This window comes from bacterium (assembly GCA_035559435.1).
GTDB lineage: Bacteria > Zixibacteria > MSB-5A5 > WJJR01 > WJJR01 > JACQFV01.
Window position 1 is genome coordinate 1 of record DATMBC010000075.1, and the last position, 13,182, is coordinate 13,182.

A 13,182-nucleotide genomic window follows, 5' to 3' on the forward strand; every position below is an offset into this window, starting at 1 on the left:
GGAGGCGCGCGCCGCCTCGAGGATCGTCGGAATGTTCAGGTAGGCCTCGGTGGCGCCGATGCCCACCGCCTCGTCGGCCAGCCAGACATGCCGGGCGTCGGCGTCGACATCGGTGTACACCGCGACCGATGGCACGCCCATCTCACGCAGGGTCTGAAAGATGCGGCAGGCGATTTCGCCGCGGTTGGCGACCAGGACTTTCATCGGGACACGCTACTCCGAGAGCCACCGCGGTTTGCGTTTTTCGAGGAAGGCGGTCAATCCGTCCTGCCCCTCGGCGGAGATTCGCGCGCGCGCGATTGTGGCGATGGTGTACTCGCGCGCCTCGTCGCGCGACAGGCGGGTCACGCGGCGGATCAGTTCCTTGGCGGTGCGCACCGCGTGCGGGCCGTTTTTCAGCAGTGCGTCGATCACCGCCCGCACCCGCCCGTCAAGTTGGTCGGGCGTTACCACTTCATGGACCAGCCCAATCGTGTGCGCGGTGGCGGCATCGAAGATCTCCCCGGTGAGGAAGTACCGCCGCGCCGACCGCTCGCCGATTTTGGCCAGGGAGAAGGGCGAGATGACAGCCGGCACGATGCCGAGACGGACTTCCGTATAGCCGAATTGCGCGTCGGGGGTGGCGATCACGATGTCGCAGGCGGCGATAAGCCCCATGCCGCCGCCGAGCGCCGGGCCCATGACCCGTCCGATCACCGGCACCGGGCATTCGTCGATGGCGCGGAACATCGCCTCCATCCGCGCCGCGTCCTGACGGTTCTCCTCTTCGGTGCGCTGGATTGAATCGCGCATCCAGTGGACATCGGCGCCGGCGCAGAAGGCCGAGCCCGCGCCGGTCAGCACAATCGCGCGCAGTGTGTCGGGCAGGTGCGTGAACGTCTCGTACAACTCGGCGATCATCGCCGCGTTGAAAGCGTTGCGCGCCTCCGGGCGGTGGAGCGCGACGGTCATCACGCGTCCGTCGGTGCTGGTTGACAGTGTGCTCATAGGGGGTGACCGGTCGGCGGTTACATGCGGTAGACGGGCGCCCGCGTTTCCGGGATCGGCGCGTTGAGCGCCGCGGAGAGGGCCAGCGCGACAATCGGGCGGGTCTGCGCCGGATCGATGATGCCATCGTCCCACAGCCGGGCGGTCCCGTAGTATGGGTCGCCCTCGCGCTCGTACTTTTCCCGCACCGGATCGGCGATCTCGCGAGCTTCCTTGGCGGAGAGTGTCTTTCCGTCGCGTTCCAACTGCTGGGTCTTGACCTGCACCAACACGCTGGCGGCCTGTTCGGCGCCCATGACCGAAACGCGCGCGTTGGGCCAGGTGAAGAGGAAGCGGGGGGAATAACCGCGCCCGCACATGGCGTAGTTGCCGGCGCCGTGCGAGGCGCCGATGATGACGGTGATCTTGGGCACCGCGGCGGTGGCCACCGCCTGCACCATTTTGGCGCCGTCCTTGGCAATCCCGCCCTGCTCGTACCGTTTGCCAACCATGAAGCCGGTGATGTTTTGCAGGAAAATCAGCGGAATGCGGCGCTGGGCGCACAGCTCGATGAAGTGAGCGCCTTTGAGCGCACTTTCGGAGAAGAGCACGCCGTTGTTGGCGACGATGCCGACCGGATACCCCATCCAGCGGGCGAAACCGGTCACCAACGTCTGGCCGTAGTTTGCCTTGAACTCGTGGAATCGGCTGCCATCCACCAGCCGGGCAATGATTTCATGCACGTCATAGGGCCGTCGGTTGTCGCTGGGCAGGACCCCGTAGATCTCCTCGGCGGCGTAGAGCGGCTCCTCGGGCGCCGACAAGTCGAGATCGACGCGTTTGACGGTGTTGAGGTTCTCCATCAGGTTGCGGCAGAGCCGCAGCGCGTCTTCTTCGTTTTCGGCCAGATGATCGGTGACGCCGGAGACGCGGGAGTGCATTTCGCCGCCGCCAAGTTCATCGACGGTGACCTCCTCGCCGGTGGCGGCCTTCACCAAGGGCGGCCCGGCCAGATAGATCGTGCCGTTGCCCTTGACGATGATGTTCTCGTCGGACATGGCGGGGACATAGGCCCCTCCGGCCGTGCACATGCCCAGCACCACGGCAATCTGCGGGATGCGCAGCGCCGACATCTGTGCCTGGTTATAGAAGATCCGTCCGAAGTGCTCCTTATCGGGGAAGACCTGCGCCTGCACCGGCAGAAAGACGCCGCCCGAATCGACGAGATAGACCGCCGGCAGCCGGTTCTCCAGAGCGATTTCCTGAGCGCGCAGATGCTTGCGGATCGTCTCGGGGACATAAGTCCCGCCCTTGACCGAGGCGTCGTTGGCGATGATGACGCACTCACGTCCGGCGATGCAGCCGATGCCGGCGACCATGCCGGCCGAGGGCATCTCGTTGTCGTAAAGTCCCCAGGCGGCCAACGGAGACAGCTCGAGGAAGGGCGTCTGCGGGTCGATTAGTTTTTCGATGCGTTCGCGCGCCAACAGCTTGCCGCGTTTGCGTTGGGTGGCGATGGCCGATTCGGGTCCACCCCGCGCGACTTGTGCCATACGATCCCGCAGTTGTGCGGCAAGTGATTTGTGGTATTGGGATTGGGCGGCGAAATCCGCAGAGCAGGTGTCGATGTAGCTTCCCAGGACGTCCATGATGTCTCGGCCGATGCGGGCTGCGCCGGGGCATGCCCTCGTAATTGACGGTCAGTCTTTCAGTTGCCGCCAAAGCAAGATGGCAATTCTCCTGCGCCGGCGGCAAGCGAAATCCGGCCGTCTCTGACTTTTGAGACACAATCAAACCCGAGTTGGACAGATGCTTGGTTCGGCGACGCAAGTTAGGACGCAACAAGTCGATACGATTATTGAAGACGTGGCAGACCGGCTGATTGGTCCGCCGCGCAGAGGGGGGCGTATGGCCCAAGTCGGGTATGCGCGGATCGGCGATGTGATGCTGACGCGCGGTCTCATCACGCAACAGCAATTAGATACCGCGTTGAAGGAGCAGGAAGCGACCGGCAAACGGCTGGGCGAAATCCTCGTCGGGCGCGGGTGGATCAGTTCGACCGATCTGGTCGAGGTGATCAGCGAACGACTGGGACTGCCCAAGATCACGATCAAGGGCCTGGCGGCCGACCCCGACGTCGTCAACATCATCCCATTGCCCACCGCCAAGAAGCACCGCGTGGTGCCGCTGTTCAAAATCGGCAACCGTCTCACGGTGGCGATGGCCGATCCGCTCGACATGGTGGCCATCGATGAGGTGCGTTACCGCACCGGCCTGATGGTCAACCGCGCGGTGGCCACGCCGGAGGACATCGATGCGGCCATCACGCAGTTTTACACCGTGGCCGACAGCGTCGAGCGCGCCATCCATGATGTGCCCGCCGGCGCCGTCACCGCCGCCGAAGACGCGCCGGTGGTGCGTCTGGTCGATGTGCTCCTAAGCGAGGCGGTCAAGCAACGCGCCTCCGATCTGCACATTGAACCGGATGACGGCGTGCTGCGGGTGCGTTTCCGCGTCGACGGTGTCCTGCGCGAAGAGGCCCAGCCTCCGGTGCATCTGCATCCGGCGATTGTCTCGCGCATCAAGGTCATGGCGGGGATGGATGTCTCCGAGAAGCGCATCCCGCAGGATGGCCGCTTCGCCATGCACGCCCCGCAGGGGCCGGTCGACATGCGTGTGTCCACCATTCCCACCATCCACGGCGAAAAAGCGGTGGTGCGTCTCCTCTCACGGCAGACCGGCGGGATGACCCTGGCGCAACTGGGGCTTTCCAGCGGGCACGAGGAGTCGTTGCGGGCTCAATTGCACGCCACCGAGGGGATGATCCTCATCTGCGGTCCGACCTCATCGGGCAAGACCACGACCTTGTATGCCGCATTGCGGGAAATCACTTCGCCGGAAAAGAACATTGTAACGGTCGAAGATCCGGTCGAGTATGCGCTGGCGACCGTCAACCAGGTTCAGGTCAACGAGAAGGCGGGACTGACCTTCCCGTTGTGTCTGCGCGCCTTTTTGCGACAGAACCCGGATGTGATCATGGTCGGTGAGGTGCGCGATGCGCCCACCGCGCAGATCGCGGTGCGCGCGGCGATGACCGGGCATCTGGTGCTCTCCACCATCCACACCATCGATGCCGCGGCCGCGGCGCATCGGCTGGTCGACATCGGTGTCGAGCCGTTCCTGGTGGCCACCGCGCTGCGGGCGGTGGTGGCGCAGCGTCTCGTGCGCCGGCTCTGCAACGACTGCGCCACGCCGGTCACGCCCTCGCCCGCGGTCGCCGAGCAATTGGGCATTGACCTGTTCGGCGCGCAGGGGCAGTGGCGCCGCGCGGTGGGATGCCGCATGTGTCGGGGCACGGGTTACTCCGGCCAGATTGGCGTCTTTGAGATGTTTGCGGTCAATGAATCCCTGCGGCAGATGATTGCCGAGGGCCACAGCGCGGCCGCCATCCGCGACAGATTGCGCGAGAGTGGATTCGAGACCATGCGCGATCAGGCGCGTCGGCTGGTGGCCGAAGGTGTGACGACCGCCGAGGAAGTCCTGCGGGTTGTACCGCGGCGAGTGGAAGCGTGGGAATCGGTCGCTTAACCCGGAGACTGTAAGCCGCAATGGCCGTTTTTCAATACACCGCCGCCAATCGCCTGGGGAAGACTGTCCATGGGCGCATCGAGGCCGACAGTGTCGGGGCCGCCGGCGCCGTGCTGGACCGTCAGGGACTTATCCCGCTGCAGGTGGCGCCAGCCTTTTCCGTGGCCGAATGGCGCCGCCGTCTCTCCGGCGGATTGCGCTGGCCGATCGAAGAGAAGATTCTCTTTACACAGAAACTGTCCTCGTTGCTGAAGGCGGGTATTCCGATTCTGACGGTGCTGCAGTTGGTGGCATCGCAAACGCGGAACCCCCAAGTGGCGGCGGCCATTCGCGAGGTCGCCGACCGGGTGGCCGGCGGCGCGACTTTCTCCGAGGCGTTGGCCGCGGCCCCGGGATTGTTTGACCGCGTCTATCTCGGCGCCATCCTCGCCGGCGAGGCCACCGGACGCCTCGATTCGATCCTCGAGCAGACCGCGCTTTACCTTGAGCGCGAGATGAACACGCGCCGCCAGGTGAAGGAAACGCTGCGCTATCCCATCATGGTGATCATCGCCATGACAATAGCGGCGGCGATCATTCTGAAATTCGTCGTGCCGCAGTTCCTCACCTTCTATGCCAATTTCCACACCGATCTGCCGCTGCCGACCCGGATCCTGATGGGCGTGGCCGCCTGGTTCAACCGTCTCTGGTGGATTCTGGGATTGGCGGCGCTGGCCGGCGGGGTGGCGATGTGGCGCTGGGTCAGAACGCCACGCGGACGGCGCTGGCTGGACCGCAAACTTCTGCGCCTGCCGATCGCCGGCGGGTTGTTCCTCAAGGTCGCGGTCAGCCGTTTCTGCCGCCTCTTCGGTGTGCTTTACTCGGCGGGTGTGCCCGCCACCAGCGCGCTGGACACGGTGGAAGCGGGCGTGGGCAATGTCGTGGTGGCGGCCGATGTCCGGGCGTTGCGCGAACGGATCATCCAGGGTGAGCCGGTCAGCCCCCGTCCCGACAGCGCCAGCATGCCGGAGTTGGTCTATCAGATGATGGCGATCGGGTTTGAATCCGGGGATGTGGACCGGATGCTGACCGAGACGGCGCGGCACTTCGAGCAGGAAGTCGACTATGACGTGCGGCGGCTCAACGAGCGGATCCAGCCGGTGCTGTTGGCGGTGCTGGCCGCGGGCGTGTTGTTGCTGGCATTGGCTGTACTATTGCCAACGTGGAACCTGATTTCACTGTTCCGACAATAACATGACCGTGACAGTCATATATGATGCGCGGTGCGCAAGAAATCGGCCGAGCTGCCGATAGCCAAATTAAGCAGCGCTGAGATTAGAAGCTCGGGGCAGCCGAGAAGTGACAACAGTATGGGGAGGACGCACATGAGTAAGTTCCGCTCATGGAAAAACGATCAGTCGGGTTTCACGCTGATCGAGTTGGTGATCATCATTGTGGTGCTTGGCATTCTGGCGGCCGTGGCCATACCGCGCTACTTCGATATGGTTTCGGAGGCGAAGGAATCGTCGTGCAAGGGAGCGCTGGGCGGTCTGCGTTCGGGCATTTCGATCTGGTACGCCAACCAGGCGTTGACGACCGGGACGGCGTCGTGGCCGGCGATTGACTCGCTGCGGACCGTCGGCGTGGTGATGGCGGGCGCAATTCCGCCGAACCCGTACCAGACCAACGCGCCGGATTCGATCGTGACGGGCGTGACCAAGGGCACGATCGTCGGCACGCGCGGCGGCTGGGCCTACAAGCCATCGACCGGCGAGATCTGGCCGAACACCAACACCGCCGGCGAGAACAATTTCTAAATCGCCGATGCGAGGGGCGTCATCGGTGTTGCGTCGGCGCGAGCCGATCGACGCCATGATCAGCGTGCGCGCACAACGCCACCAATCCGATCGTGCGGGAGTGGATTTCCGTCCGCTTCCGCGCCGTCGCTGTCCACGGAACGCGGGGTTCACCCTGATCGAACTGGTCATTGTGATCGTGGTCCTGGGCGTCATGGCGGCGGTGGCCATCCCGGTCATCGGCACGATCCTGGAATCGTCAAAGGAGACCGCCACCAAGGAAGAGATGCAGCGCTTGGCGCGGGCGGTGGCCGGGGCCGATACCGGTGGCGATCGGGGGTACGAAGGCGATGTCGGCCGACTGCCGGGCACACTGGTGGACCTGGCCGTCAAGCCGGCGTCCGTGCCGGCCTGGGATCCGTTCACCCATGTCGGCTGGAACGGGCCCTACATCGACAGCACCCGCGGCGACTACCTCTATGACGCCTGGGGACAGTTGTACGTCTATGACACGCTCACACGCACCCTTGAGAGCAATGGGTCAGGCAGCGCGATCACGATTTCGTTCTAAGCAGGTCAGCGACGGATGCATATGAAGCGGCATGGCGACCAGCGCGGGTTCACCCTGATCGAAGTTCTGATGACGATCGTCATCATCGGGATCCTCGCGGCCGTGGCCATGCGTTCGGTGCAATCGTCGATCGACAGTTCACGGATCCGCGAGACGCAGGCGGAGATGGACGAGTTGATTGCCGCCATCGCCGGCAATCCCGATCTCTACAACAACGGTTTGCGTTCCGACTTCGGCTACGTGGGCGACATCGGCGCGGTGCCCACATCGCTGGACAACCTGATCAGCAATCCCGGCGGCTACGTCACATGGAAGGGGCCGTATGTCAGCCGGCGATTCGCGCAGGACGCGCAGGGATTCAAGAAAGACGCCTGGGGCAACGACTACACCTTCACCGATGGCATCACGCTGGCATCAACCGGTGGCGGCGCGGTGCCAATGACCAAGTCGGCGGCAGCGTCCGCGGCCGACTTGACCGCGACGTCGATTACGGGGACCGTGACCGACGCCGCGGGCAACCCCCCGGGGGATTCCGCCATCGCCGTGACGGTGAGCATATCCTATCCCGACGGAGCCGGCGGCACGACTTCGGCCTCGACGAATCCCAGCGCGGGCGGATCGTTCACCTTTAACTCGATCCCGGTGGGCGTGCGTCAGTTGACGGCGGTCTATCGCGCGACCAACGACACGGCGGCCGCCTACGTGGCGTCGCTTCCCGGCGACGGCGCGACGGCAGTGCTCCGTTTGCCGGGCGCGCCGTTTGCGGCATCGGGCGGCGGCGGAGGCGGTGGAACCGGCGGCCTCGAGTTCGTTTTCGGATCAGCATCATCTCCCAACCAACACATTTACTTCTCGGTCTGGAATTCCGGGTCGAGCCCGGTCTCTGTCAGTTCGCTGACGGCCAATTGGACCACCACCGCCTATTATCAGATCATCCGCTGGGGCGGTACCATCGTCTTTAACAGCGCCAATCCCAAGGCGGGACGCGGCGAGTTGGTGACGTTCAGCGCGCCGCAGACGCTCGCCGCCGGACAGTTTGTGCAGATCCGGCTGGAGAACTTCACGAACGCGGTCAACGGCGGCGCGAACGTCTCGTTTACCAACGAAGTGTTCAGCATCCAATTCAGCAACGGCTCGTCGATCGCCTTTAACAGCAATTGATGCCTATGGCCAACGATACCGCCCATCCTCCGATCGCCGCGCCGGACACCGTGTCCGAGGTGGTCGTATTGCCACCCGCGACGATGGGTGTCGGTCCGGCGACCGAGGACAGCGTCGGACACCGTCCCAGCTTCCAGTGGGGCGCGCCGGCACGGCGGTCTTCACGCCGCACGACGGTCGGAATTGAGTACGACGGGCGTCGGCTGCTCGTGATCGGGGCCGCGATGCGCGGCGAGCGCGCGACGGCTATCAATCAGATCCTGCGCACCAGTTTCGACGAAGAACCCGGCGCGGAGCAACTGGCCGCGTGCCTGGGCGCCACAGTTGGACAACGACACCCCGACGTGCATCTAGTGCTGGCGACACCGCGCGCGGTGGTGCGCCACTTTCTGATTCCGCCGGTGGCCGCGCGCCGCCGGGAGAAGGCGGCGCTCTGGGAGGGGCAGAAGCTTATCCCGTTTCCGCTGCAGGACGGCCAGGCGCTCTTCGGCTTCCAATTCGTCTCGGCCGGCGACCGTGGGTGGATGGTCACGCTGGTGGCAGTGCCGACCGAGGATGTTCAGCCAATCCTGGCGGCGGTGGAGCAATTGCGTTGGACACTGCGAAGCGTCTCGGTGGCCGGGACGCAGTCGTTGGCGCCGTCGTCGTCGTCGCCCAACGAGGAGGTCGTCGCCGTCATTGCCTGGTCGCAGGAACGGGGATCGTTTGCGATTACCCACGGCGGCCAATTGGTATTCCATTACGACCTGGGGCCGATGCCCGCCTTGCCGAGCGGGCTGGCACAGGGTGTTTCGGACAAATTCCTGCCCGCCTGGCAGCGCTGGATCGATTCAATCGGCGTCGCGGTGGGCGATGCGCTCGACTTTCACCTGAACATCAATGCCAGCATCCCGCCGACCAGTCTCTACATCTATGGTCTCCGCCCGGAGCTGGCGCCGCTGCTGTCCGAGTGGGAGTCGCGTTTCCCCGGGGGTGTGATCCTCGCCGATCCGCTGACGGGTTGGCGAGAGCCCTTACCCGATGGCGTGAGCGAATGGTTGTCGATGCATGGCGGTCTGGTGGCGCCGGTCCTCGGCGCGTTGAGTCGCCCGGTGGCGATCGACCTGACGCCGCGGCGGATCCGTCTGGCGCACGCGCAACAGAAACGCGAGCGCATCGCGCGCAGCGCGTTTGTCCTGTGCGCACTGATCGGAATCGTCTGGGGCGGGTTCCTCTGGTCGGAGATCGCCGGCCACCGCAACGTCACGCTACAGGTGCGGGCGGAGTTTGAGCAGTTGCAACGTTCGCCAGTCTCGAGCCGACTGGAGTACACGCTGGCGGGCATCGCGGCCAATCAGCGTATAGCGCAGACGCTCGAGCAACGCGGGGAACCCTGGATGCCCTGGGCCAAATCGGTGTTGGCGGTGCTGCCGCCGAACGCGGCGCTCCGGCGCTTTGATCTGGCCTACCGCGACGACCGTCAGGCGGTGGTCGCCGAAGTGGATGGCACGTTGGCGCCCGGGACGGCGCCCTACGCGCTGACATACCGTGAGTGGTTTGACCGCCTGCGCCCTCTGTGTGCCGCGCCGCCGCTTCTGGTCAGCGAAAAGCACATCGGGGTGGAGGGGGCCGAATCCTCGGCGTTTACCGTCGAACTGATTATGCCGGCCGCACGCCGCGATCCGGGGGGCACGCGATGACGCACCGCCCTCGTTGGATTATCTGGACGGCCGGCACCGTGGTGTACTGTGCCGCCTGGGTTGCGCTGGTGTATCTGCCGCTCCGGCAGCATGAGCAGCGCGAGTCTGCCGAACGCGCCGACTGGCAGATCAAAGTCGAAGACATGCTGCGGCGACTGGATGCCGTGCCCGCGGCGGTTGCGCGCCTCGACTCGTTGGAACGTGCGGTCGCGCTCGGCGCGGGCGTCTTGCCCACGGGGGATTCGCTGGATGCGTTCTTATTGCAGTGGGCCGCGCTGGGCCTATCCCGCGGCATCGCGACCGTCAAGGTCGAACCGGAACTGGCCAGCATGATGGCGCTGAATCTGCCGTCAAACCGATCGTCGTTCGAATTGGACACATTGCTGGTGAATCTTTCGGCCAGCGGGTCGTTTCACAGTATCGGCGGATGGCTGGACGAGATCGAAGCGCAGCCCGCCTTTCGCTTCTGGCGGACCGGACGTTGGGACGATGCGGAAGAGCCGGGGAACGTGCGGTTCTCCGGCATGGCCGCGATTCTGGTGGCGGTGCCGAAGGGGAGGGCTTCATGAGCGCCTCCCGGCGTCGACAGCTTTTGTTCGCGCTCCTGGTAGGGAGCGCCGTCTTCGGTCTGTACATGAAGCCATGGGAGCGGCGGCGTCCGACGGTCGGCTCCGTTGCGGATGAGTCCGCTCCGATGGCGACGAATGTAGCCACGATGACGCCGTCGACCGTTCCGGTGCTTGTGGCGGATGTGGGCTGGCCGGCACGCGATCCATTTGCGCAGCCCGGCGAGTTTCCGACGCGGCGCGACGATCGTCCGAAGGTCGCTGATCGGGCGTCCCTGCCGAGGCCGTCGTTGCGGCTGCAGGGAATCGTCGGTGTTGACGGAACACGATCCTGTGTGATTGGCGGCGAAGTTCACTGCGTCGGAACCACGGTGCAGGGATGGATGATCACGGAGATCGCCGCGGATGGAATCTGGTTGTCGCGGGCAGGGCAGCGGCTGTTTGTGCCGCTGAAGTCGTTCGAGCCGTCCGGGGGGAAATGATGCATCGCCGATTGCTGATTCTGATGTGGGCCGCCACAGTGGCGGGGAACGCCGCGATTGCCTGGTCGAAACCGGCCGCGCGCGATGTCTCGTTGCGCTTCTCATCAACGCCGGTCCCGGTGGTCCTGCGCGCGCTGGCCGAACAGGTCGGATTTGATCTGGTGGTCGGCCCGGGGATCGAGGCCGAGATCGATGTCGACCTCAACGGCGTGCCCTGGGAGACCGCGCTGGATGCGGTGGCCGCAAGCCATGGCCTCTCGTATCAATGGCGCGACGACGTGCTGGTGGTGCTGCCCGGCGGCGAAGGGAATGGATTCTTGACGCACCAAGTGGTGACGCTGCGCTATGCGAATCCACTGGCGGTCAAGACCGTGCTCGCGTCAGTCCTGCGCGCGCCGGCGAAGGTGGAACTGCTGCAGGCGGTGACCACCGGCACGACCGCCGCCACCGCCGCGCCTCCGCCCGTGCTGGTCGTCTCGGAATCGCCGCAGGCGATGCCGGCGCTGCTCGCATTGATTGATTCGCTGGACGTCGAGCGCCCGCAGTTTGAAATCGAAGTGAAGTTCGTGGAGACGACGCTGGACGACAAGATGGATGTGGGGTTCAATTGGCCGACCCGTGTGTCGGCCACGCTCTCCAACCGCGACGCGTCGGGCACCGCCAGCGAGACCAACCAACTCCAGCCCGCCGCCGAGTATGACATCCCCGACGGCAAGATCTGGAAATTCGGCACGCTGAGCATCGATCAACTCACCGGCTTCCTCGACCTGCTCAAGCAGAACGGCAAGTCGAAACTGTTGTCCGACCCGCGCGTGACGGTGGTCGAGTCGGAGCGCGCGGTGATGCGGGTGGCCACCACCATTCCGGTGCAGACGTTGAACCGCTTCTCCGAGGGCGGCACCATCCAGGATATCGTCAGTTTCCAGGATTTGGATGTCGGGATCACGCTGGCGGTAACGCCCCGGCTCAATGAGAACGGTCTGATGACCTTGGATGTCGAGCCGGTGGTCGAGGAGATCACCGGATTCACCGGGCCGGCGGATAATCAGCGGCCGATCACATCCAAACGGACCGTCCGCACCACCGTGCGGGTGAGAGACAATGAGACGGTGGTCATTGGCGGTCTGGTCCGTGAGAACGACATTTCCACCAAGAGCAAACTCTTCCTGCTGGGCGACCTGCCGCTCCTTGGCGGCCTGTTCACCCATTACAAGACACAGAAGCAAAAGACCGATCTGTTGATTTTCATCACGCCGCGTCTGATCACATCGATGGCCGCCAATTAGCGGACTGTCAGGTCCAACTCGAAAAACATCGCCCCCGGCACCGGGTTTTCCCGGTAGGGGGCGATTTCGTTGAAGCCCAGCGCGCGATAGAGCCCGACCGCCGAGCGCATCACCGGCAACGTGTCCAGCCGCATGCGCTCGTAGGGGACATCGCGGGCATCGGCAATCACGCGTTCGGCCAATTGCCGTCCGATCCCCCGACCGCGAAAGGCATCGCGGACATAGAGGCGCTTCATTTCGCAGATGCCCGCTGCGAGACGGCGCAGGGCGACGCATCCGGCGACGTTCTCATCGACATGCGCCAGATACAGCCGTCCGGCCGGGGGAGCATAGCCGCCCGGAAGATCGCGCACTTCGGCGTCGAATCCCTGGAAACAGAGGTCGATGCCGAGCCAACCGGCGTACTCCAGGAACAGCTCCCTCACGGCCGGGATTGCGCGGGCATCATGCGCCGGGCGTATGGCGATGTCCGACATCAGTCGAGTGTCCTCAAGATCGCACGGACCGGCGAGGCATCCATGCCCGCCAGCTTCAGCGGCAAGGCGATGAGCTCGTAAACGCCGGGCGCGGCATCGGCCAAAGTCAGATTTTCCAGCACGCTTACGCCGCCGAGCGCGAGGGTTTTATGCGCGTCCAGACCGTGCGATCCATGCGGATCCACAGAAGGCGTATCCAGGCCGACGAGAACAATCCCCCGGCGCACCAGCCACTCGGCGGCGGCGGGCGTCAGATACGCGTAATCCTCACGCCAGCGGTTGGGATCGCATGAGCCGGTGCGCAACAGCAACCGTGGGGGGATGTGTGCGGGCAGGCGATCCAGGTGCGTCTCAGAGATCGCGCGGGAGCCCGAACAATCGACCAGCAGCGCCTCGCCGATGAACGGCGACAGCTCGGCATCGACCGCGGGTCCGTCGGCGAGGAAGTGACGCGGCGCATCGGCATGAGTTCCGGTGTGCAGACTCATGCTGACGCCGCCGACATTGCAATGATCGCCCCCTGCCATCTGCGCGATCCAGAAGGTCCGAAACGGTGGGTCGCCGGGCCAGACGGCGATGCCCTCATGGAGTGTCTGGCTGATGTCAATGATCCGTGGCATGGCGCCGCCTTT

The 13,182-nt window shown here is 64.8% G+C and carries 14 protein-coding genes; 9 read left to right on the forward strand and 5 right to left on the reverse strand.

Annotated elements, in window-relative coordinates; all coding sequences use genetic code 11:
* From VNN55_09130 to VNN55_09140, 3 genes are all read right to left on the reverse strand, one after another.
* Positions 1-204, reverse strand: a 204-nt coding sequence (locus tag VNN55_09130; protein ID HWO57714.1) for a biotin carboxylase N-terminal domain-containing protein, incomplete at its 3' end; no start/stop codon positions are given.
* A 9-nt stretch (positions 205-213) separates the two neighbouring features.
* Positions 214-987: an enoyl-CoA hydratase-related protein gene (locus tag VNN55_09135; protein HWO57715.1), complete on the reverse strand. Its 774-nt coding sequence runs from the start codon at positions 985-987 to the stop codon at positions 214-216.
* Between the two features lie 20 nt (positions 988-1,007).
* The gene (locus VNN55_09140; protein ID HWO57716.1) at positions 1,008-2,615 is read right to left on the reverse strand and encodes a carboxyl transferase domain-containing protein; all 1,608 of its coding nucleotides are present in this window, start codon (positions 2,613-2,615) and stop codon (positions 1,008-1,010) included.
* A 259-nt stretch (positions 2,616-2,874) separates the two neighbouring features.
* Here VNN55_09140 and VNN55_09145 point away from each other — a divergent pair, with 259 nt between their 5' ends.
* From VNN55_09145 to VNN55_09185, 9 genes are all read left to right on the forward strand, one after another.
* On the forward strand, positions 2,875-4,554 hold the full coding sequence (locus tag VNN55_09145; protein HWO57717.1) for an ATPase, T2SS/T4P/T4SS family: 1,680 nt from the start codon (positions 2,875-2,877) through the stop codon (positions 4,552-4,554).
* 20 nt (positions 4,555-4,574) lie between these two features.
* A complete protein-coding gene (locus VNN55_09150; protein HWO57718.1) occupies positions 4,575-5,786 on the forward strand; it encodes a type II secretion system F family protein in 1,212 nt (403 codons plus the stop codon).
* Positions 5,787-5,918: 132 nt separating this feature from the next.
* Positions 5,919-6,350, forward strand: coding sequence for a prepilin-type N-terminal cleavage/methylation domain-containing protein (locus VNN55_09155; protein ID HWO57719.1), 432 nt, complete (start codon positions 5,919-5,921; stop codon positions 6,348-6,350).
* 25 nt (positions 6,351-6,375) lie between these two features.
* Positions 6,376-6,900 (forward strand): prepilin-type N-terminal cleavage/methylation domain-containing protein, encoded by a 525-nt coding sequence (locus tag VNN55_09160; protein ID HWO57720.1) that lies wholly within the window; start codon positions 6,376-6,378, stop codon positions 6,898-6,900.
* Positions 6,901-6,921: 21 nt separating this feature from the next.
* Positions 6,922-8,061 carry a prepilin-type N-terminal cleavage/methylation domain-containing protein gene (locus VNN55_09165; protein ID HWO57721.1) on the forward strand — a complete coding sequence of 380 codons (1,140 nt, stop codon included), beginning with the start codon at positions 6,922-6,924 and terminating at the stop codon, positions 8,059-8,061.
* 5 nt (positions 8,062-8,066) lie between these two features.
* A complete protein-coding gene (locus VNN55_09170; protein HWO57722.1) occupies positions 8,067-9,740 on the forward strand; it encodes a hypothetical protein in 1,674 nt (557 codons plus the stop codon).
* On the forward strand, positions 9,737-10,309 hold the full coding sequence (locus tag VNN55_09175; GenBank protein HWO57723.1) for a hypothetical protein: 573 nt from the start codon (positions 9,737-9,739) through the stop codon (positions 10,307-10,309). The genes VNN55_09170 and VNN55_09175 overlap by 4 nt, the downstream gene beginning before the upstream one ends.
* Positions 10,306-10,788, forward strand: a complete 483-nt coding sequence (locus tag VNN55_09180; GenBank protein ID HWO57724.1) for a hypothetical protein — start codon at positions 10,306-10,308, stop codon at positions 10,786-10,788. The genes VNN55_09175 and VNN55_09180 overlap by 4 nt, the downstream gene beginning before the upstream one ends.
* Positions 10,788-12,074: a hypothetical protein gene (locus VNN55_09185; protein ID HWO57725.1), complete on the forward strand. Its 1,287-nt coding sequence runs from the start codon at positions 10,788-10,790 to the stop codon at positions 12,072-12,074. The genes VNN55_09180 and VNN55_09185 overlap by 1 nt, the downstream gene beginning before the upstream one ends.
* On the opposite strand, the gene VNN55_09190 is transcribed toward VNN55_09185, so the two are convergent.
* Together VNN55_09190 and VNN55_09195 are read right to left on the reverse strand one after the other, a co-directional pair.
* Positions 12,071-12,550: a GNAT family N-acetyltransferase gene (locus tag VNN55_09190; GenBank protein ID HWO57726.1), complete on the reverse strand. Its 480-nt coding sequence runs from the start codon at positions 12,548-12,550 to the stop codon at positions 12,071-12,073. The two genes, VNN55_09185 and VNN55_09190, sit on opposite strands and share 4 nt — an antisense overlap.
* Positions 12,550-13,170: a cyclase family protein gene (locus tag VNN55_09195; protein ID HWO57727.1), complete on the reverse strand. Its 621-nt coding sequence runs from the start codon at positions 13,168-13,170 to the stop codon at positions 12,550-12,552. The genes VNN55_09190 and VNN55_09195 overlap by 1 nt, the downstream gene beginning before the upstream one ends.
* Positions 13,171-13,182 lie beyond the last annotated feature (12 nt).